The sequence below is a fragment of the Azonexus sp. genome (genome assembly GCF_030824335.1).
Lineage (GTDB): Bacteria > Pseudomonadota > Gammaproteobacteria > Burkholderiales > Rhodocyclaceae > Azonexus.
Genome location: NZ_JAVBXX010000010.1, coordinates 103,182 through 122,066, shown reverse-complemented (window position 1 = coordinate 122,066; position 18,885 = coordinate 103,182). Strand labels below are relative to the sequence as shown.

General features: G+C 57.8%; 23 protein-coding genes. 11 read left to right on the top strand and 12 right to left on the bottom strand.

Annotation, left to right across the window (positions count from 1 at the left end; genetic code table 11):
- Nucleotides 1-94 precede the first annotated feature (94 nt).
- The 4 genes from RCI20_RS07030 to xseA all read right to left on the bottom strand — a co-directional run bounded on the left by RCI20_RS07030 (nt 95) and on the right by xseA (nt 3,656).
- Nucleotides 95-607 carry a universal stress protein gene (locus RCI20_RS07030; protein WP_306603862.1) on the bottom strand — a complete coding sequence of 171 codons (513 nt, stop codon included), beginning with the start codon at nt 605-607 and terminating at the stop codon, nt 95-97.
- A gap of 11 nt (nt 608-618) precedes the next feature.
- Nucleotides 619-1,584, bottom strand: a complete 966-nt coding sequence (locus RCI20_RS07025) for a TerC family protein (protein WP_306603861.1) — start codon at nt 1,582-1,584, stop codon at nt 619-621.
- Between the two features lie 190 nt (nt 1,585-1,774).
- Entirely contained in the window at nt 1,775-2,362 is a 588-nt protein-coding gene (locus RCI20_RS07020; protein WP_306603860.1) for a superoxide dismutase, read from the bottom strand.
- 70 nt (nt 2,363-2,432) lie between these two features.
- Nucleotides 2,433-3,656 carry an exodeoxyribonuclease VII large subunit gene (gene xseA, locus RCI20_RS07015; RefSeq protein ID WP_306603859.1) on the bottom strand — a complete coding sequence of 408 codons (1,224 nt, stop codon included), beginning with the start codon at nt 3,654-3,656 and terminating at the stop codon, nt 2,433-2,435.
- A gap of 285 nt (nt 3,657-3,941) precedes the next feature.
- On the opposite strand from xseA, the gene RCI20_RS07010 reads away from it, so the two are divergent.
- The 7 genes from RCI20_RS07010 (at nt 3,942) to RCI20_RS06980 (ending at nt 8,935) form a co-directional block, all read left to right on the top strand.
- Nucleotides 3,942-4,547 (top strand): MotA/TolQ/ExbB proton channel family protein, encoded by a 606-nt coding sequence (locus RCI20_RS07010; protein WP_306603858.1) that lies wholly within the window; start codon nt 3,942-3,944, stop codon nt 4,545-4,547.
- Nucleotides 4,548-4,550: 3 nt separating this feature from the next.
- On the top strand, nt 4,551-4,967 hold the full coding sequence (locus RCI20_RS07005) for a biopolymer transporter ExbD (protein ID WP_306603857.1): 417 nt from the start codon (nt 4,551-4,553) through the stop codon (nt 4,965-4,967).
- Complete coding sequence (gene lpxK / locus RCI20_RS07000; RefSeq protein WP_306603856.1) at nt 4,967-5,974, top strand: tetraacyldisaccharide 4'-kinase; 1,008 nt, start codon at nt 4,967-4,969, stop codon at nt 5,972-5,974. Before RCI20_RS07005 ends, lpxK begins: the two co-directional genes overlap by 1 nt.
- Nucleotides 5,955-6,131: a Trm112 family protein gene (locus tag RCI20_RS06995; RefSeq protein WP_306603855.1), complete on the top strand. Its 177-nt coding sequence runs from the start codon at nt 5,955-5,957 to the stop codon at nt 6,129-6,131. The genes lpxK and RCI20_RS06995 overlap by 20 nt, the downstream gene beginning before the upstream one ends.
- Nucleotides 6,131-6,901: a 3-deoxy-manno-octulosonate cytidylyltransferase gene (gene kdsB / locus RCI20_RS06990; RefSeq protein WP_306603854.1), complete on the top strand. Its 771-nt coding sequence runs from the start codon at nt 6,131-6,133 to the stop codon at nt 6,899-6,901. The genes RCI20_RS06995 and kdsB overlap by 1 nt, the downstream gene beginning before the upstream one ends.
- Nucleotides 6,902-7,004: 103 nt before the next feature.
- Complete coding sequence (gene adk, locus RCI20_RS06985; RefSeq protein WP_306603853.1) at nt 7,005-7,658, top strand: adenylate kinase; 654 nt, start codon at nt 7,005-7,007, stop codon at nt 7,656-7,658.
- A 5-nt stretch (nt 7,659-7,663) separates the two neighbouring features.
- On the top strand, nt 7,664-8,935 hold the full coding sequence (locus RCI20_RS06980; RefSeq protein WP_306603852.1) for a 6-phosphofructokinase: 1,272 nt from the start codon (nt 7,664-7,666) through the stop codon (nt 8,933-8,935).
- Between the two features lie 39 nt (nt 8,936-8,974).
- Here RCI20_RS06980 and RCI20_RS06975 read toward each other — a convergent pair whose 3' ends face one another.
- From RCI20_RS06975 to clpS, 5 genes are all read right to left on the bottom strand, one after another.
- Nucleotides 8,975-9,670, bottom strand: coding sequence for a Crp/Fnr family transcriptional regulator (locus RCI20_RS06975; RefSeq protein ID WP_306603851.1), 696 nt, complete (start codon nt 9,668-9,670; stop codon nt 8,975-8,977).
- Nucleotides 9,671-9,769: 99 nt separating this feature from the next.
- Nucleotides 9,770-10,300, bottom strand: a complete 531-nt coding sequence (locus RCI20_RS06970; protein ID WP_306603850.1) for a DUF922 domain-containing protein — start codon at nt 10,298-10,300, stop codon at nt 9,770-9,772.
- A 66-nt stretch (nt 10,301-10,366) separates the two neighbouring features.
- Nucleotides 10,367-10,858 carry a ribonuclease E activity regulator RraA gene (rraA, locus tag RCI20_RS06965; protein ID WP_306603849.1) on the bottom strand — a complete coding sequence of 164 codons (492 nt, stop codon included), beginning with the start codon at nt 10,856-10,858 and terminating at the stop codon, nt 10,367-10,369.
- 63 nt (nt 10,859-10,921) lie between these two features.
- Entirely contained in the window at nt 10,922-13,180 is a 2,259-nt protein-coding gene (gene clpA, locus RCI20_RS06960) for an ATP-dependent Clp protease ATP-binding subunit ClpA (protein WP_306603848.1), read from the bottom strand.
- Entirely contained in the window at nt 13,180-13,488 is a 309-nt protein-coding gene (clpS, locus tag RCI20_RS06955) for an ATP-dependent Clp protease adapter ClpS (RefSeq protein WP_306603847.1), read from the bottom strand. The genes clpA and clpS overlap by 1 nt, the downstream gene beginning before the upstream one ends.
- 267 nt (nt 13,489-13,755) lie before the next feature.
- Between clpS and RCI20_RS06950 the strand changes: the two genes are divergently transcribed.
- Entirely contained in the window at nt 13,756-13,959 is a 204-nt protein-coding gene (locus tag RCI20_RS06950) for a cold-shock protein (protein WP_306603846.1), read from the top strand.
- A gap of 89 nt (nt 13,960-14,048) precedes the next feature.
- On the opposite strand, the gene soxZ is transcribed toward RCI20_RS06950, so the two are convergent.
- From soxZ to moaC, 3 genes are read right to left on the bottom strand one after another with little or no spacing between them, the layout of a single operon-like run.
- Nucleotides 14,049-14,360 (bottom strand): thiosulfate oxidation carrier complex protein SoxZ, encoded by a 312-nt coding sequence (gene soxZ / locus RCI20_RS06945; protein WP_306603845.1) that lies wholly within the window; start codon nt 14,358-14,360, stop codon nt 14,049-14,051.
- Nucleotide 14,361: 1 nt separating this feature from the next.
- Nucleotides 14,362-14,835, bottom strand: coding sequence for a thiosulfate oxidation carrier protein SoxY (gene soxY, locus RCI20_RS06940; RefSeq protein ID WP_306603844.1), 474 nt, complete (start codon nt 14,833-14,835; stop codon nt 14,362-14,364).
- A 19-nt stretch (nt 14,836-14,854) separates the two neighbouring features.
- Nucleotides 14,855-15,337 (bottom strand): cyclic pyranopterin monophosphate synthase MoaC, encoded by a 483-nt coding sequence (moaC, locus tag RCI20_RS06935; protein WP_306603843.1) that lies wholly within the window; start codon nt 15,335-15,337, stop codon nt 14,855-14,857.
- Nucleotides 15,338-15,401: 64 nt separating this feature from the next.
- Between moaC and RCI20_RS06930 the strand changes: the two genes are divergently transcribed.
- From RCI20_RS06930 to pabB, 3 genes are all read left to right on the top strand, one after another.
- Entirely contained in the window at nt 15,402-16,862 is a 1,461-nt protein-coding gene (locus RCI20_RS06930; RefSeq protein WP_306603842.1) for a M48 family metalloprotease, read from the top strand.
- A 45-nt stretch (nt 16,863-16,907) separates the two neighbouring features.
- Nucleotides 16,908-17,135, top strand: a complete 228-nt coding sequence (locus RCI20_RS06925; RefSeq protein WP_306603841.1) for a sulfurtransferase TusA family protein — start codon at nt 16,908-16,910, stop codon at nt 17,133-17,135.
- 146 nt (nt 17,136-17,281) lie between these two features.
- Nucleotides 17,282-18,871, top strand: a complete 1,590-nt coding sequence (pabB, locus tag RCI20_RS06920; RefSeq protein WP_306603840.1) for an aminodeoxychorismate synthase component I — start codon at nt 17,282-17,284, stop codon at nt 18,869-18,871.
- Nucleotides 18,872-18,885 lie beyond the last annotated feature (14 nt).

The window sequence follows — 18,885 nt, the reverse complement described above, 5'->3', positions numbered from 1 at the left end:
AATGGGCTGAGCGAGTCAGGCAGGCGTGTGAGGAGACGGGGTTTTTATCGTGGGAATCTTGTCGCTGCAAGTCATTCCCGGCTTGTCTGCGGGATTACCCGGCGATCAACACCGGGATCGGGCTCAGGTGAATGACTTTATGCGCCACCGAGCCGAGCAGCAGGTTTTCTGTAGCACCGAGGCCGCGGCTGCCCATGATGATGCCCCGGCAAGCGCGTTCTTCGGCAATCCTGACAATGGATTCGGCGCATTCACCCATGACGAGGTGCAGGCACCAGGGATGGCCCGCGGCATCGAGCGTCCGCCTTGCTTCGTCGGTGATGGCCCAGCCGCGCTCGGCCAGTTCTGTCTCGGCGGCTTCCTTGCTCAGCCAGTGTTCGACGTGGACCAGTTCGATGCTGAACGTCTTCATGTCATCGGCCAGGCGCAGCGCTTCATCAATCGCTTGCTGGGCATGTTTCGATCCATCGATGGCCAGTAACCAGCTGTTTTTGGCCGGAGCGGCCGGTGGCGGATTCGATTCGATGCGCAATCCGGTCAGTCGTCCGTCGGCATCGCGATAGCTGGCGCTGGCTGGGGGCATCGTTGAAATTTGCGTTGCATTCATGATTTTCTCCCTCAAGCGCTTTCTTTGCGCGACATGATCAGACTCAGGGCGACCGATCCCAGGATGATGGCGCCGACAATGGCGAGTGACCACTGGATCGGCATGTGGAACCACGGCGCGGCCAGCATTTTTCCACCAATGAAGACGAGCACGATGGCCAGGCCGTATTTGAGCAGATGAAAGCGATCCGCCATGTCGGCGAGCAGGAAATAGAGTGCCCGCAAGCCCATGATGGCGAAGATGTTGGAGGTAAAGACGATGAATGGGTCAGTGGTGACGGCAAAAATGGCCGGAATGCTGTCGACCGCAAAAACCACGTCGCTGGCTTCGATCAGGATCAGCACCAGGAACATCGGGGTGGCCCAAAGAATGCCGTTCTGGCGGACGAAAAAGGCTTCGCCCTGGAAGTTCTGCGTGATGCGCAAATGGCTGCGTAGCCAGCGCAACAGCGGGTTTTGTTCAAGATCGGGCTCGGCTTCGGCAAAAACGATCATCTTGATGCCGGTGACGACGAGAAAGGCGCCGAAAACGTAGAGCAGCCAGGAAAACTGGGAAACCAGCCAGACGCCGCCGAGGATCATGCCGGCGCGCATGACGATGGCGCCGAGAACACCGTAGAGCAGCACGCGGCGTTGCAATTCGGGCGGTACGGCGAAGTAGCCGAAGATCATCACGAAGACGAACATGTTGTCGACGGAGAGCGATTGCTCGATCAGGTAGCCGGCGAGGAATTCGAGCGTCTTGCGCTGCGCAATCTCGGCGCCTTGCGTATCGTTCAGATACCACCACAACAGGCCGGCAAAGGCCAGCGCCAGACAGGCCCAGGCGATCACCCAGATCAATGCTTCCTTGACGGAAACCCGGTGCGATTTGCGGCCGCCGAAAACGAACAGGTCGAGTGCCAGCATGGCGACCACAAAGGCAATGAAGCCCGCCCACATGGGGCCAGTGGCAAAAGTGTCGGTGGAGATGTCCATGGAAATGCTTTCCGTGTTGCGTGATGCATCGATGGTAAGCCGAAAATAAAAATTGGATTAATCGGATACTCGGAAGCGATATGTTGAAAAAACCGATGAGAAGTTTTGTGCTAGGGCGACTGCGTCTGCGCGAGTTTTCCATAAAAAACGGGAGCCTTGGCTCCCGTTTTTACGGCACGATTTTTACGACTCAAGCGGCGAAGTTGGCTTCGGCGAACGACCAGTTGACCAAGCTGTTCAGGAAGGTTTCGACGAACTTCGGACGCAGGTTGCGGTAGTCGATGTAGTAGGCGTGTTCCCAAACGTCGACGCAGAGCAGGGCCTTGTCGCCGGTGGTCAGCGGGGTGCCGGCGGCGCCCATGTTGACGATGTCGAGCGAACCGTCGGCCTTCTTGACCAGCCAGGTCCAGCCGGAACCGAAGTTGCCTACGGCGGAGGTCTGGAAGGCGCTCTTGAAGGCTTCCAGCGAACCCCACTTGGCGTTGATGGCATCAGCCAGAGCACCGCTCGGGGCGCCACCACCATTCGGGGTCAGACAGTTCCAGAAGAAAGTGTGGTTCCAGACCTGGGCGGCGTTGTTGTACACGCCGCCAGCCGGGGCCTTCTTGACGATGGCTTCGAGGTCGAGGTTTTCGAACTCGGTGCCCTTGATCAGGTTGTTCAGGTTAACCACGTAGGCATTGTGGTGCTTGCTGTAGTGGTAATCAAAGGTTTCGGCCGACATATGCGGGGCTAGGGCATCTTTGGCGAAAGGCAGGGCAGGTAGTTGATGTTCCATTGTTTTCTCCGTTGTTTATTAAGGGTTAAAGCGGGGTAAAGCTGGATTGGGCAAAGTCAGGCAAAAAATTCTATTCAGCATCCGGCGGTGCGACAACAGGCAGCACCGAGGCGTCCAGGCTGCCTTGGGTCAGCGTGATTTTGAGCCGGTCACCGGTGTTGACCGCAAGATTGCTGCGCAACGCCCGACCATCCGGCCCGATGACCAGTGCGTAGCCGCGTGATAATACGGCAAGCGGGTCGAGATGTTTCAGACTGCCGGCAAGTGTATTTAGTTTCATCTGCCAGCGCGATCGTTGCCAGGTGCTTGCCTGATTCAGGTGTCGGGCCAGTTGATCGAGCCCGGTACGCTGGCGGGAAATTCGTTCGGCCGGGTGGACCAGGCGGCTGCGCCACCAGTCGAGCGCTTGTTGTCGGTCGGCCAGACGCCGGCTGGTCTGGCGGGTCAGGCGGTCCTGCAAGGCATTGAGTCGGTTGAGCAGGGTGTTGCGGTCAGGGGCCGCTTGTTCGGCGGCCGCTGTTGGTGTCGGGGCGCGCAGGTCGGCGGCGAAGTCGGCAATCGTGAAGTCGGTTTCGTGCCCGACGCCGCTGATCACCGGCAGCCGGCTGGCGACGATGGCGCGGGCGACACATTCTTCATTGAAGGCCCAGAGGTCTTCGATACTGCCGCCACCGCGACACAAAATGATCGCATCGCAATCGCCCCGCCCGGCCGCCTCTAGTGCTTCAGCGATACGCAGACCGGCGCCGTCGCCCTGAACCGGGGTCGGGTACAGCGTGATGGCAACGTGCGGCGCACGGCGGTGCAGCGTGCTCAGCACATCGCGCAGTGCGGCGGCCTGCGGGCTGGTAACGATGGCCAGGTGGCGTGGCATGGGTGGAATTGCCCGCTTGCGGTCAACGGCAAAAAGCCCCTCATTTTCCAGTTGCGCCTTGAGCCGCATGAAACGTTCGAACAGATCGCCCTGGCCGGCACGCCGGATACTTTCGATGTTGAGCTGGAATTCACCGCGCGGTTCGTAAAACGAAACCAGCGCACGGGCTTCGATCTTCTGCCCGTTTTCCAGCCGCCAGCCGAGCGTTTGCGCCCGGCTGCGCCACATGACGCAGCGGACCTGGGCGCCAGCATCCTTTAGCGAAAAATAGACATGGCCTGAAGTGGCATAGGTCAGGTTGGAAATTTCTCCCCCAACCCAACTGAGCGGGAAGGCGGATTCGAGGCAGTCACGCACCAGACGGTTCAGTGCGCTGACGCTCAGGACGGAATTATCGACAGGGCGAACGGAGGATTGCATCGTTGAATTCTAACTGGCGTTCGTTCATGGCGATAGCGGCTTGACATCCATGGATAAACTTAAAATATTGATTTGTATGGATTTTAATTTTGTGCCTCGTTTTTTGGCAGGGTAAGGAAAATCCTTGTTTCTTGCGGGTTTGCGCTAACTGCCTACAGTTCATCCACAGACTTATCCACAGCTTTTGGGGATAAGCTCCGGCGAGCGCATAAAATCGTCGCACTTGCCCCTACGGCTGGGGGGAGGCAGAATTGCGGACTGAATTCCCTCTAAGGACATTGTCACGTGTTTGAAATCGTCAAAGCGGCCGGTTGGCCCATCTGGCCCTTGTTGTTGGCTTCAGTCATTTCGGTCGCACTGATCATCGAGCGTCTGGTGGCTTTGCGCCGGGTCAAAATTCTCCCGCCCGGACTGCTCCAGCGGGCGGTCGGCGAGTTTCGGCGTGGTGCCGATAACAGCAAGCTGCTCGATGATCTGGAGCGTCACTCGCCGTTGGGCCGGGTGTTGTCGGCGGGTTTGCGCAATGTCAATAATCCGCGTGAGGTCATGAAAGAGTCGATCGAGGAGGCTGGATCGGCGGTGTCGCATGAGTTGAATCGTTACCTGACGACGCTCGGCACGATTGCTTCGATCAGTCCGTTGATGGGCTTGTTCGGTACGGTGATCGGGATGATCGAAATTTTTGGTTCGCAGACGCCGGGCACCGGCAATCCGCAACAGTTGGCCCACGGTATTTCGATTGCCTTGTACAACACCGGTTTCGGCATCTTCATCGCCATTCCGAGCATGATTTTCTGGCGCCATTTCCGGGCCTTGGTCGACGGCTACGTGGTGGGCATGGAGCAGCAGGCGGTGCGTCTGGTCGAATACATGCACGGCGATCGGAAGTAAGCGATGAAATTTCAGCGCGGACGCTACCGTGAAGAGCCGGAAATCAATTTGATTCCGATGATCGACGTGTTGCTGGTGATCATCATCTTCCTGATGCTGACGACGACCTACGCCAAGTTCTCCGGTCTGGAAATCAATTTGCCGACGGCCGATTCGAGCAAGCAGAACGATCAGCCGAACGAGATTGACGTGGCGGTGACCGCTGCTGGCGACATCCTGGTCAATAAATCGCCGCTGGCCAGCGGCGATGGGACCGCGATCTCCGAAGCCTTGCGGCGGGCGGCAGGTGGACGGGCTGATCCGGTCATCGTGATCAATGCCGATGCAAAGGCGACGCACCAGCGCGTGGTCGATGTCATGCAAGCGGCCCAGTCGGCTGGTTACCCGCATATCTCCTTCGCCACCCAGTCAGTCAATTGATGTTTTCCCGCTGGTTACAGCGACAATGGTTCCAACGCCGGCTGACGCCGGCGTTGTGGCTTTTGTTGCCGCTGCTGCTTCCGGTCAACCTGCTTTTCATTGCTATTTCCGGCTGGCGTCGGCGCACGGTCAAGCCGGTGCATTTGCCCGTGCCGGTTGTGGTGGTGGGCAATATCACTGTCGGCGGTGCCGGCAAGACGCCGCTGACGCTATGGCTGGCCCAACAACTCGTCGCGCGGGGTTGGCAGCCGGGGATTGTGAGTCGTGGTTATGGCGCTGCAGGTCTGGCAGCGCGCCCGGTACGGGCCGACTCGTTGGCGCAGGAGGTCGGTGACGAGCCTTTATTGCTCGTCCGGCACAGTGCTTTGCCGGTGTGGGTGGGGCGTGACCGGGCGGCGGTTGGCGCGGCTTTGCTGGCAGCGCATCCAGCGGTGGATGTTTTGCTGTGCGACGATGGCCTGCAACATGTCCGGCTGGCACGCGATGTCGAACTGGCGGTGTTCGACCGGCGTGGCATGGGTAACGGCTGGCGTCTGCCGCTGGGGCCGCTACGCGAGTCGCCGGCGCGGCTTGCCGCGGTCGACGCAGTCATTGGCAACGATTTCCCGACTCAACAATTACCGGGTACAACTCCGGGTTTTGCCATGCGTTTGCTGCCGGGCGTTTTCTATCGGCTGGACGATGCATCGATACGTTGCAATGCCGATGCCCTGCGGGGGAAATCCCTGCATGCCTTGGCCGGGATTGGCGATCCGTCGCGATTTTTCCGTACCCTTCAGGCGCTGGGCCTGGACTTTGTGGCGCATCCGTTTCCCGATCACCATGCCTATCAGGCAGATGATTTGGCGTTCAGTGACGGTAGTGTGCTGCTGATGACGGAGAAGGATGCAGTAAAATGCGCAGCTCTGACGACAAGGGAAGCTTGGGTGCTGCCCGTTGAGGCCGAGTTGTCGCCGGCACTGATTGATTTGATTGTGGAGAAACTCCGTGGACGCCAGGTTGCTTGAAATTCTCGTTTGCCCGATTTGCAAGGGACCCCTCGAACACAAGAAAAGCGCACAGGAACTGGTGTGCAAGCCGTGCAAGCTGGCTTTTCCGATTCGCGACGACATTCCTGTGATGCTGGAAGACGAAGCGCGCCAGCTTGGCGCCGACGAAGCTTGATGACCCCGGCGTTCAAGGTTGTCATTCCGGCGCGTTACGCGTCGACCCGCTTGCCGGGCAAGCCGCTGCTTGACTTGGGAGGCAAGCCGATGGTCGTCCGGGTGGCTGAGCAGGCTTATTTGTCCGGCGCCGAGGAAATCTGGGTGGCGACCGATCACGAAGGCGTGCACGCTGCTTGCATGGCGCATGAATTTGCTGCCTTGATGACACGTACCGATCACGCCACCGGGACGGACCGGCTGGCCGAGGTGGTCGAGCAGCGCGGCTGGAGCAACGACACCATCGTGGTCAATGTACAGGGCGACGAACCCTTGATCGAGCCAGCCCTGATCATGCAGACGGCGCGCCAACTGGCGGTCAGCGGCGCCGATATCGCCACGGTGGCGCATCCGATTGTCGATCCGGCCGATTTCTTCAATCCGAATGTGGTCAAGGTGGTTTGTCGGGCGGATGGCGATGCGGCGTATTTTTCCCGTGCACCGATTCCCTATGCGCGCGATCATTTTGCCCGGGAAGCCGGTGGCAATAGCCTGCCGGAGAACTTTCCCGCCTATCGGCATGTCGGGCTTTACGCCTACCGGGCCGGCTTTTTGAAGGCTTATGCCGGGTTGACCGCAGCACCGACGGAAAACTTTGAAGCGCTCGAACAATTGCGTGCGCTGTGGCATGGTTACCGGATCAGCGTGACCTTGATCGACGCCGCACCAGCCGCCGGGGTCGATACCCCGGAAGACTTCGAGCGGATGCGCAAACTGTTTGACCCGGCCTGAATTAGCAGGTAATTTCCAGAGCTTCCGGAACTTAAAGAGCGGCGCCTGGATACTTGGATAAGCCGACAACAAGAATTTTCATTTATAACCAGAGGGACACTCCATGAAATTGATTCTTTTGGGCGCACCCGGCGCCGGCAAGGGTACGCAAGCGACCTTCATTTCAAAGCAGTTCGGTATTCCGCAGATTTCCACCGGCGACATGTTGCGCGCTCAGGTCAAGGCGGGTACCCCGCTCGGCCTCGAAGCCAAAAAGCACATGGATGCGGGCGGCCTGGTGCCGGATGCCGTGATCATCGGCATGGTCAAGGATCGCCTGACCCAGGACGACTGCAAGAACGGTTACCTGTTCGACGGTTTTCCGCGCACGATTCCCCAGGCACAGGCCATGAAGGACGCTGGCGTGCCGATCGAGTTCGTACTCGAAATCGACGTGCCGGATAGCGATATCGTCGAGCGCATGGCCGGTCGCCGGGCTCACCTGCCGTCGGGTCGTACCTATCACGTCAAGTTCAACCCGCCGAAGGTTGAAGGCAAGGATGATGTCACCGGCGAAGATCTGGTGCAGCGTGACGACGACAAGGAAGAAACGGTCAAGAAGCGTCTGGATGTCTATCACTCGCAAACCAAGCCGCTGGTCGATTTCTACGGCAAGTGGGCGGCTGAAGGCGATGCCGCTGCGCCGAAAGTGCGCAAGATTGCCGGTGTCGGCAGTGTCGATAGCATCACGGCAGCAGTTTTTGACGCATTGAAATAAGCTTCATGACGGCGAAAAATGCCTTCTACGCGCAGTCGGGAGGCGTTACCGCCGTGATCAACGCCACGGCGTGCGGCCTGATTCAGGAAGCACGCCGTTTGCATTTGCTGCATCCGGAACGCATCGGCAAGGTTTATGCCGGTCACGATGGCATCATCGGCGCGTTGACCGAAGACCTGATCGATACCAGCCTCGAATCCGATGCCGATATTGCCCGTTTGCGTTATAGCCCAGGCGGCGCTTTTGGTTCGAGTCGTTACCGTCTCGGTACGCTGGAGACGCACCGGGCGCAGTTCGAGCGTCTGGTTGAAGTATTTCGAGCCCACGATATCGGCTATTTTTTCATCAATGGCGGCGATGGTTCGATGGGGGCGGCCTGGCATCTGGCGCAGATTTTTGCTGCACTGGGTCACTCGTTGACCGTCATCGGCATTCCCAAGACGGTGGATAACGATCTGGCGCTGACCGATACTTGTCCGGGCTTCGGTTCGGTGGCCAAATATGTGGCCACCTCGATGCGCGAGGCGAGTTTTGACGTGGCCTCAATGGCAAGAACGTCTACACGAGTCTTCATCCTCGAAGCGATGGGGCGCCACGCCGGCTGGATTGCCGCTGCCTGCGGCCTGGCGGCTGAACGTGAGGGCGATCCGCCGCATATTCTGTTATTTCCCGAAGTGCCTTTCGATCACGAAGCGTTTCTTGCCCGGGTGGCTGAGTGCGTCGAGCAGCATGGTTACTGTGCCATTGCCGTGGCCGAAGGTTTGTGTGCCGACGATCATTGCAACCTGGGCGATGCCAGCCTGGATCGTGCGCTGAGCGGTTCCTTGAGTGTGGGAGTCGGGCGTTTCATTGCCGAGTTGATTCATACCCGGCTGGGTTACAAATACCATCTGGCGCTGGCCGATTATTTACAGCGGGCAGCGCGTCATCTGGCGTCGGCAACCGATGTCATGCAGGCGCACGCCTTGGGGGTAGCGGCAGTTAACCGGGCGCTGGCCGGCGAAAACAATATCATGTTGACCTTGCGGCGCTTGTCCGACCGGCCTTATTGCTGGGACATTGGTAGTGTGCCGCTGGATAGCGTGGCCGGCGCGACGCGCCGGATGCCGGCCGAGTTCATTTCTCCCGGCGGCTTTCACATTACCGAGGCTTGCCGCGCCTACCTGCAGCCGCTGATCGAAGGAGAGGATCCGCCGCCGTACCGCAATGGTTTGCCCGATTACGTGCATCTGCAAAATCGGCGGGTTGAGAAAAAACTGCCGGGTTTTTCGCTGTAATTGCGGTCGACCGCAAAAAAACCTTATTTTCCCCTGGGTTTAACCGCGTTGCTGGCGTAAACGGGCGACATCCGGAATCTCGATATCGCGTCCTTTGACGATGATCAGCTTGTCCTCGACCAGTTCGTGCAGGATGCGCGAGAAGTGTTCCTGGGTGAGATTGAGGCGCGAGGCGATGATGCCTTTGGTGGTAGTCAGCGAAACAGTGGCTGGACCGCTGACGGTGTTTTCCGGCAATTCGCGCAGCAGGTAATCAGTGATGCGCTCTTTGCCGGAGTGCAGCGAGTAGCCCTCCATGTCATGCATCAACTGATGCAGGCGCATGGCCATGCTGGCCAGCATCTTGCGCGCCAGGCGCGGGTCGTTCTCCAGTTCCTCGTAAAGCGCCGCTTTCGAGATGTGCAGCAACTGCGAGTCGCTCAGTGCCTGGGCGAACACAATGTACGGCGTGTCCATGAACATGATGGCTTCGCCGAAGGTTTGTCCCGGCCCGACGATTTCGACGACTTTCTCGTTGCCCTGAGCCGAGGTAAAGGCAAGCTTGACCTGGCCGGATAACAGCAGGTGAAAGCCCTGGTTGGGATCGCCCTTGTGAAACAGGATATCGCCCTTGTTGACGCGGATTTCCCGTGTGCCACGCGTGATCCGGGCGACCTCGTCGGGCGACATGCTGGAGAACAAAGGCAGGCGGCCGATCAGGGCGGCAATATCGAGATTTGAAGCGCTGGCTGACATGGCTGACTCATCCGGATTGGATTGGTCATAGTGTCATCCCATGGCAAGCCTTGGCAATACGCCTTTGGGATTACACCGGGGAGAGCAAGGAAGGCATTGCTAGCGCGCCAGAAAGGCGCCTTGCGTACGCCCGTGAGCGGTCAGCTTATCCATCTCTTTCTCTTCGCTGGTTGCCTGCTGCAGCAATTGATGCCCCAGGCGATTTGCCGCATCTTCCAGCGTCCGGCAGGATTTCATTTCTGGCAGGTTCAGAATGCCCCGGTCGATGCGCCCGGCGTAGTCGCGGGCAATCTTCACATGCGTCAGTTCATGGGCGCGCAGAGCGCTCAGGTAGTGCGTGAACGCAGCCATTGCGTCACTGTCTTTGGTCGCGAGCTTGGGCAGCGTGATCTCGGCACGCAGTCGAGTCTGGTTTTCCGTGATCCGGCATCGACCATCGCTTTCTTCCCACCAGCGAAAGCGCCATTCGATACGCCAACTGGTGTAACCATGGAAAATATTGCCTTGCTGGCGGATTGGTGAGCCTTCATTCAGTGCGCTCAGTAGCGTGTGTCCGGCACGATGTTCGGCTGGATAATCCTTGTAGTGGATCTGTTCGCTGACTTCGCCATGTGTTGGCAATTGCCACACAAGAAGAATCAGGCAGAGTGGTGACGTTCGCCATACACTGCCTGATTTTGCGATCATGAAGCGGGATCAGACCAGCGGCTTGCTGGAGACCAGCACGCCGTCTTCATCGGCGTAGAGATATTCGCCCGGTGCGAAAGTGACGCCGCCGAAGGTCAAGGCCAGATGGCGATCGCCAATGCCTTTCTTGACAGTTTTTTGCGGGTGCGTATTGAGTGCCCGGACGCCGATGTCGATGCCGTTGATGTCGCCCGAGTCGCGGATGCAGCCATAAACCACCACACCTTCCCAGCCGTTCTTGTGCGCCAGGATGGCCAGTTGATCGCCGACCAGTGCGCAGCGCAGGGAGCCGCCACCATCGATGACCAGCACTTTGCCTTGGCCGTTTTCGTTGAAAATTTCGCGGACCAGCGTGTTGTCCTCAAAGATCTTCAGCGTGACGATTTCGCCGGAAAAGGCGGTACGGGCGCCGTAGCGCTGGAACATCGGCGCGACAACACGGACGGTTTTGCCCAGTTCGGCTTCGAATTGATCACAAAGGTCAGGGGTCTTGAAACTCATGTTCGGTTCCTAAAATGAAAAAGCCGTGCAATCTTGCACGGCTTTAGGGGGAGAAGGCAATCGTCAGACGACTGCTTCGCTGGGTTCCTCTTCAAAGAGCAGCCTGATTTTGCCCTCTTTATCGAGGTCGACCGTGACATGACCGCCACTGGACAATTTGCCGAACAGCAGTTCATCCGCCAGTGCCGAGCGGATCGTGTCCTGGATCAGGCGAGCCATCGGACGCGCGCCCATCAGCGGATCAAAGCCTTTTTTGGCCAGCATTTCCTTGACCGCTTCAGTGAAGTGAGCTTCCACCTTCTTCTCGTGCAATTGCTCTTCCAGTTCGATCAGGAACTTGTCGACCACACGCAGGATGATCTCGTGATCGAGCGGCCGGAAGGAAATGGTGGCATCAAGGCGGTTGCGGAATTCCGGTGTGAACAGGCGCTTGATTTCGGCCATTTCGTCGCCGGCTTCCTTGCTCGATGTAAAGCCCATGCTGGATTTCTGCAGATCGGCAGCGCCGGCATTGGTCGTCATGATGATCATCACGTTGCGGAAATCCGCCTTGCGTCCGTTGTTGTCGGTCAGCGTGCCATGGTCCATGACCTGCAGCAGGATGTTGAAGATATCCGGATGCGCTTTCTCGATTTCATCGAGCAGCAATACGCAATACGGCTTCTTGGTGATTGCTTCGGTCAACAGGCCGCCTTGGTCAAATCCGACGTAGCCCGGCGGCGCGCCGATCAGGCGTGAAACGGCGTGGCGTTCCATGTATTCGGACATGTCGAAACGTTGCAGTTCGATGCCCAGGCAGTAGGCCAGTTGCTTGGCGACCTCGGTCTTGCCAACGCCGGTCGGGCCGCTGAACAGGAAGGAGCCAATCGGCTTGCCCGGATTGCCGAGGCCGGAGCGGGCCATCTTGATGGCGCGGGCCAATGCATCGATGGCCTTGTCCTGACCAAAGACCACGGCTTTCAGGTCGCGGTCGAGATTTTTCAGTGCACCACGGTCATCGAGCGATACGTGTTGCGATGGGATGCGGGCAATCTTGGCGACAATTTCTTCAATGTCGGTCTTGTTGATGACCTTTTTCTGCTTCGATTTGGGCAGGATGCGTTGGGCCGCACCCGCTTCGTCGATCACGTCAATGGCCTTGTCCGGCAGGTGACGGTCGGTGATGTAGCGCACCGCCAGCTCAACGGCCGAGGAGATTGCCGTGGCTGAGTACTTGATGCCGTGGTGTGCCTCGAAACGGGATTTCAGACCTTTCAGGATTTCTACGGTTTCGGCAACCGACGGTTCATTCACGTCGATTTTCTGGAAGCGACGGGAGAGCGCGCTGTCTTTTTCGAAAATGCCGCGGAATTCGGTATAAGTCGTCGCCCCGATGCACTTCAACTGGCCGGAAGAGAGTGCCGGCTTGAGCAGATTGGAAGCATCCAGCGTGCCGCCCGATGCCGAGCCGGCACCGATCAAGGTATGAATTTCGTCGATGAACAGAATGGCGTTCGGGTTGTCCTGCAAGGCTTTCAGTACACCTTTCAGGCGTTGTTCAAAGTCGCCACGATATTTAGTGCCAGCCAGCAAGGAACCCATATCCAGCGCATAGACATTGGCTTTGGCCAAGATTTCCGGCACTTCGCCTTCAACGACCTTGCGCGCCAGACCTTCGGCTATTGCCGTCTTGCCGACACCGGCTTCGCCGACCAATAGCGGATTGTTCTTCCGGCGACGGCACAAGGTCTGGATGACACGCTCCAGTTCTTTGTCGCGGCCAATCAATGGGTCAATTTTTCCCTGCAGTGCCAAGGCGTTCAGATTGATGGTGTATTGCTCAAGCGGCCCCGCTTCGGCTTTTTCACCCTCTGTTTCAGCTTCGCCTTCCGGTGTGGCCTTTTGCTGTGGCACCTTGCTGATGCCGTGCGAAATGTAATTGACCACATCGAGTCGGGTGACGCCCTGCTTTTGCAGGAAATACACCGCATGCGAGTCCTTTTCGCCGTAAATTGCGATCAGTACGTTGGCACCATTCACTTCTTTTTTGCCGGAAGACTGGACATGCAGGATGGCGCGCTGGATGACGCGCTGGAAGCCCAGAGTCGGCTGCGTATCGATATCGTCTTCACCGGATACCGTGGGCGTGTGTTCGTTGATGAAATTGGTCAGATCCTTGCGCAGCGCATCGGGTTTCGCGCCACAGGCGCGCAGCGCATCAGCGGCCGATGGATTGTCGATTAACGCGAGCAGCAAATGCTCGACGGTAATGAACTCGTGGCGTTTCTGGCGCGCCTCGACAAAAGCCATGTGCAGGCTGACTTCGAGTTCCTGGGCAATCATCAGTTTTCCTCCATGATGCAAGCAAGCGGGTGTTGATGCTGGAGGGCGTATGCACCCACCTGTTCAACCTTGGTTGCCGCGATATCCCGCGGAAAAATTCCGCAGACACCACGACCTTCGTTGTGAACTTTGAGCATGATTCGTGTTGCTTGTTCAGTATCCAACGAAAAAAAACGTTGCAAAACGGTGATGACGAATTCCATCGGCGTGTAATCGTCGTTCAACAACATTACCTTGTACATCCTGGGCGGCTGCAATTTACTGCGTAACGCCTCAAGCTGTCTGTCTTCCTGAATCTTCGTAGCCATGCGTTCGATTCTATACAGTCCGTTTCAATCTGCAACAAATGCGGGAGAAAGTGCCAAACTCAAGTCATGGATAAGCAATTCTCTTGCCCGCGGCTTGCTGCGGTGCGTCATTAAAATTTGTTGACGCAATAATCCAACCGGCGTAAAAAAACACTGTGTTTGGATTTAAATTGCATCGATGGCGCAATGCGTGCCGGGGCGTTGGGTTCAAACAGGGACTCGGGGAGACCCGGAAATTTGTAAGTTTTTTGTAAGAAAGTATTAAATATGGCATTAGGTACTGTCAAGTGGTTCAATGATTCCAAGGGCTTTGGTTTTATTACGCCCGATGATGGCAGCGAAGACCTCTTCGCTCATTTTTCCGCCATCAACATGAGTGGTTTCAAGACCCTGAAGGAAGGCGACAAAGTCTCCTTCGACGTAGTGCAAGGCCCAAAGGGCAAGCAGGCTTCCAATATCCAGCGTCCCTGACTCCCGGATAGATGAAAGACAAAAAGCCCGCCTTGAATGAGGCGGGCTTTTTTACGTCTGAGCAGGCTGCTGCCTGCTGACAAAGCAACTCAGGTGAGCGTGATTTCATCCTGGCGCTGGGCGCCGGTGTTGTCGGTCCAATGAACTGCCAGCTTGTCGCCAGGCCGGATGCCTTTCGATTTGAAGGCGAACAACGGGTTCCGCGAAATCGATGTGTTCAACTGACCGTCGACGATGATCTGGCCGTTGTGTTTCACCGTAAATACCTGAATAAAGTGGGTCGGCAATGACTTGCCATTTTCATCCCGCCGCTGTCCGGTTTCCATCGGATGCTGCATCAGGATGCGTATGTCGGTAATTTCGCCCTGAATTTGTGCGCGTATCTTGATTGCTTCAGTCATGTCAGCCTCCGCACCCGCCAAGGGTGACCTTGATTTCCCGATAGGCAACATGTGATTTGCCGTCGGCCGTTTTGGCAATGGCGCGAACGCGCATGGTTTCTGCCATTTTCAGTTGTACTTTGGCGTAGGGCAGGGCGGCGCCTGAAAAGTCAAGGTCGGCGCATAGTGGCATCGGATTCTTGTCGGCAAATACAAGGAGACGGCGCGTATTGGCCAGGTTGCTGGTGATTTCCAGTTCGACCTTGGCGCCATTTTCGGCAATTTCCGGGGCATTGATTACGATGTCGCGGGATTCGATTGGTGATGTGATCCCGGCCAGTTTCATTGCATCGCTGGCATTGCGTGCGCTGAACGCATCACGCTTCCAGTCTGCGGCAAGAACGCGGGTCGGGGCCAGTAGTCCTGTGCCGAGCAGGGGGGCAAGCAGGGCAAGTGAGGTGCCGCCTTTCAGTAGTTTTCTGCGAAATTCCATCATTGTCGTTCGGGGTTCCGGTTTATTGGCCTAGCCAGTGGCCAGATTTTCCGCCCACTTTTTCGATCAGGCGGACGTTGTCAATGCGCATTCCACGGTCTACAGCCTTGCACATGTCGTAAATGGTCAGCAGGCCGGTCGTGGTGGCTGTCAATGCTTCCATTTCGACACCGGTCCGGCCAAAACATTCCGTTGTGACGGTGCAATGTACGGCGTGATTGGCCTGGTCGATGGTGAATTCGGCCGCGACGCGGGTCAAGGCAATGGGGTGGCAGAGCGGGATCAGATCGCCGGTCCGTTTGGCTGCCTGGATGGCGGCAATACGTGCAATACCAAGGACGTCGCCTTTTTTGGAGGAGCCTTCGCAGATCAGGGCAAGGGTCTCCGGTTGCATGAAAATGCTGCCGGCGGCTCGGGCCATGCGGGCTGTTTCGGTTTTTGCGCCGACGTCGACCATATGGGCCTGGCCGGCGTTATCGAAATGGGTCAGGGGGGAGTCGGTCACGATAGCTAACTTTTGGTTACGAAGTGCCCGGTGGGCGGTCAAATGACTGCGCTATCATAGCACCATGCCTTTTTTCAGACGTTTTAGCCAACGCTCCCTTGCCCTTCTGCTGGCTTGTTTGCTGGCCGCGCCGCCTGTTGCCGCGCAGAATCTGCCGGAACTCGGTGAAGTGTCGAGCGACGATTTTTCGATTACGACAGAGAAAAAAATCGGCCAGCAGATCATGCGCCAGATTCGCCAGCGCGAGGCGAGCTATCTCGATGACTATGACGTCGAATTCTATCTCAATCAGTTGGGCGGACGTTTGGGCGGTGTGAGCAGTGACCCGGGTTATGGCCTGGAGTTTTTTGCGCTCAATGATCCGAGTATCAATGCGTTTGCGATGCCTGGCGGTTATATCGGCGTGCATAGCGGGCTCATTCTGGCGGCTCAGAGTGAGTCGGAGTTGGCTGGTGTGCTGGCGCATGAGGTATCACATGTAACGCAGCGGCACATTGCCCGTCAGTTATTCCAATCGAAGCGCATCGGGATTGCTTCGATGGTGGCGATGGGGCTGGGCTTGCTGGCCGCGCGCTCGAGTCCGCAGGCCGCCAGCGCGGCGATTGCAACCTCCCAGGCGGGGGCGATTTCGGCGCAACTGGCTTATTCGCGTGACTTCGAACGCGAGTCGGATCGATTGGGTTTCGAGATGCTCGGGCGGGCGGGCTTTGACGAGCACGGCATGGCCAAGTTTTTCGTACGGCTGCAACAAGCCGTGCGGTTATACGAAAACAATGCCACGGCCTATTTGCGTACCCATCCGCTGAGCGGTGAGCGTATGGCGGACATGCAGAATCGCGAACGTGGCTTGTCTTACAAACAGGTGCCTGACAGCCTGGAGTTTCATTTGGTACGGGCCAAATTGCGTGCCATGCTGGGACGACCGGTTGAGGCCATCAAGGATTTCACGACCTTGCTGAACGAACGCAAATTCGTTTCGGAGGCAGCCATTCGTTATGGTTTGGCTCAGGCCTATTATCGTGACCGGAACTGGCCGGCGGCGCAGCGTGAGATCGATGCCGCGCGCACCTTGGGGCAATCGTCGGTGATCCTGGATCGCATGGCCGCAGATGTCCGGATCGTCCAAGGCAAGACCGATGCAGGTTTGCGTATTTACCAAGATGCCATGTTGCGCTACCCACTCAACCTGGCCCTGATCTACGGTTACGGTGGTGCGCTGATCGAAGCGCGCCAGTTTGGCGAGGCTTTGCGTTTTGCCGAGTTGCAGTTGCAAAGCCGTTCCGAGGATTTGCGCATTCACCGGATGCGTGCAGAAAGCTACGCTGGTTTGGGGCAGCGGGCGATGCAGCATCGTGCGCTGGCCGAAGTCTTTGCCTTGCAAAATATGACAGCGGGGGCCATCGAGCAGTTGTTGCTGGCGCAAAAAGCGGGGGATGCCAATTTTTACGAGATGTCTGCTATCGATGCGCGCTTGCGCGAACTCAAACTCCTCAGACTCGAAGAACTCAAGGAGCGGCGCAATTGAGGTTAGAATCCTCGGCTTGACTCCTGACTTCATTGCCAAACGACCATGGAATTTGATCGCGAACTCGACGTTAAAGGGCTGAATTGCCCGTTGCCCATCCTGCGGACCAAGAAGACGCTGGCTGAAATGGAATCTGGCCAAGTACTGCGCGTGCAGGCGACCGATCCGGGCTCCCTGAAGGACTTCCCCGCATTTGCCAAGCAGACCGGTAACGAATTGCTGCAGCAGCAGGAAGAAAACAAGGTTTTCGAGTACTACCTGAAACGCAAATAAACCCGGATTTCATCGCTTTTTTTGAAGATCGGCGGGCGCTTCCGGGCGAACCCGCCGCTTGGTATTTTCAGGATTTTCAGGATTGCCTGACGGTATTCGACCGTCCAGGTCTGGATGCCGCGCTGGCCCGCCTGGCGAATGCGTCGTTGTGGACCGTCGTTGCCATCGATTATGAATTGGGCTATTTGCTGGAAGCGAAGTCGGCGCCTGCCGGCTGGCAGCCTGGTGAACGCCCGCTGGCGCGTTTCTGGCAATTTGCGACCCGCGTTGATCTGAGTGCCGACGAGGCGCAAACGTGGCTGGCGCAGCAAGCTTCCGGGCATATTGCCGGCATTGGTGGCGTGCGCAGTGCAATCGATGAAAAAGACTATCTTTCTGCGGTCGACCGCATCAAAACGCTGATTTCTGCCGGCGATTGCTATCAGGTCAATTTCACCTTTCCGCTCGAATTCACTTGTTACGGCTCGCCGCTGGATCTTTATCTCCGACTGCGTGAGCGTCAACCGGTACGTTACGGTGGCTTCGTTGGCGATACCCGGCAGGGCATTGTTTCCCTGTCGCCGGAACTGTTCATCGAGCGTTCCGGTGATCGTCTGACCACACGTCCGATGAAGGGCACCGCACCGCGCTCACTAGCCCCCGCCGTGCTGGCCGAATCGGCGAAGGACCGGGCCGAGAATCTGATGATCGTTGATCTGCTGCGCAACGATCTCGGACGGGTGAGCGAAACCGGTAGCGTTGAAGTCGGTCGATTGTTCGCGATCGAGGATTATCCGACGGTCTGGCAGATGGTGTCCGAGGTGTCGGCCCGCGTTCCCGGCCGCAGTTTCGGCGAATTATTGTCGGCCCTGTTTCCCTGCGGTTCGATCACCGGTGCGCCAAAAATTCGCGCCATGCAGATCATTGGCGAACTGGAGGGGCAGGCCCGCGGTTTGTACACTGGTGCCTTCGGCTACCTGGCGCCAAATGGCGATTTTCGTCTGAACGTGCCGATCCGTACCCTGGAAATTGCGCCGGATGGACAAGGCCGGATGGGTATCGGCAGCGGAGTGGTTGCCGATTCGAGCGGGCCGGACGAGTGGCAGGAATGCCTGGCCAAGGCACGTTTCCTGACCCAGGCTGATCCCGGCATCCAGTTGATCGAGACTTTGCGCCGTGAGAACGGCTCTTATCCAAGGCTGGACGGTCATCTGGCGCGTTTGCGCCATTCCGCGGCCTGGCTGGGGTTTTCCCTTGATGAGGCGGCGGTACTGGCTGCGCTGGCGGCTCAACCAGAGGTCGGGTTATGGCGCGTGCGTCTGGCTTTGGCGCATGACGGCACGTTTGTCGTGCAGGCGTTTCCCTTGTCGGATGAAGCCGCAACGCACCGTCTGGCGCGTCTGGCCGATACGCCTGTCGATTTCCGCCACCCGCTGCGCGGCCACAAGACGACGGATAGAGCCATCTACGATGCGGCGCTGCAAACCTTGGCTGACGTCCCCGCCGTTTTTGATGTGGTTTTCTTCAACGAGCGTGGGGAAGTGGCCGAAGGCGCACGCAGCAACGTGTTTGTCGAGCGCGACGGACTCCTGCTGACGCCGCCCTTGAGCAGCGGTGCCTTGCCGGGCGTGTTGCGCGCCGAGTTGATCAAGACTGGGCGGGCGCGTGAGGCAATTCTGCGGTCAACCGACCTGCAGGGTGGTTTTTTCGTCGGTAATGCGCTGCGTGGCTTGATTCCCGTCAGATTGACCGATTAATTGGTCGTTTAAGC

Coding starts and splice junctions, on each gene's coding strand:
- RCI20_RS07030 (WP_306603862.1), bottom strand. CDS start 607: ATGAATGCAACGCAAATTTCAACGATGCCCCCAGCCAGCGCCAGCTAT.
- RCI20_RS07025 (WP_306603861.1), bottom strand. CDS start 1,584: ATGGACATCTCCACCGACACTTTTGCCACTGGCCCCATGTGGGCGGGC.
- RCI20_RS07020 (WP_306603860.1), bottom strand. CDS start 2,362: ATGGAACATCAACTACCTGCCCTGCCTTTCGCCAAAGATGCCCTAGCC.
- xseA (WP_306603859.1), bottom strand. CDS start 3,656: ATGCAATCCTCCGTTCGCCCTGTCGATAATTCCGTCCTGAGCGTCAGC.
- RCI20_RS07005 (WP_306603857.1), top strand. CDS start 4,551: ATGAAATTTCAGCGCGGACGCTACCGTGAAGAGCCGGAAATCAATTTG.
- lpxK (WP_306603856.1), top strand. CDS start 4,967: ATGTTTTCCCGCTGGTTACAGCGACAATGGTTCCAACGCCGGCTGACG.
- kdsB (WP_306603854.1), top strand. CDS start 6,131: ATGACCCCGGCGTTCAAGGTTGTCATTCCGGCGCGTTACGCGTCGACC.
- adk (WP_306603853.1), top strand. CDS start 7,005: ATGAAATTGATTCTTTTGGGCGCACCCGGCGCCGGCAAGGGTACGCAA.
- RCI20_RS06980 (WP_306603852.1), top strand. CDS start 7,664: ATGACGGCGAAAAATGCCTTCTACGCGCAGTCGGGAGGCGTTACCGCC.
- RCI20_RS06975 (WP_306603851.1), bottom strand. CDS start 9,670: ATGTCAGCCAGCGCTTCAAATCTCGATATTGCCGCCCTGATCGGCCGC.
- rraA (WP_306603849.1), bottom strand. CDS start 10,858: ATGAGTTTCAAGACCCCTGACCTTTGTGATCAATTCGAAGCCGAACTG.
- clpA (WP_306603848.1), bottom strand. CDS start 13,180: ATGATTGCCCAGGAACTCGAAGTCAGCCTGCACATGGCTTTTGTCGAG.
- clpS (WP_306603847.1), bottom strand. CDS start 13,488: ATGGCTACGAAGATTCAGGAAGACAGACAGCTTGAGGCGTTACGCAGT.
- RCI20_RS06950 (WP_306603846.1), top strand. CDS start 13,756: ATGGCATTAGGTACTGTCAAGTGGTTCAATGATTCCAAGGGCTTTGGT.
- soxZ (WP_306603845.1), bottom strand. CDS start 14,360: ATGACTGAAGCAATCAAGATACGCGCACAAATTCAGGGCGAAATTACC.
- soxY (WP_306603844.1), bottom strand. CDS start 14,835: ATGATGGAATTTCGCAGAAAACTACTGAAAGGCGGCACCTCACTTGCC.
- RCI20_RS06930 (WP_306603842.1), top strand. CDS start 15,402: ATGCCTTTTTTCAGACGTTTTAGCCAACGCTCCCTTGCCCTTCTGCTG.
- RCI20_RS06925 (WP_306603841.1), top strand. CDS start 16,908: ATGGAATTTGATCGCGAACTCGACGTTAAAGGGCTGAATTGCCCGTTG.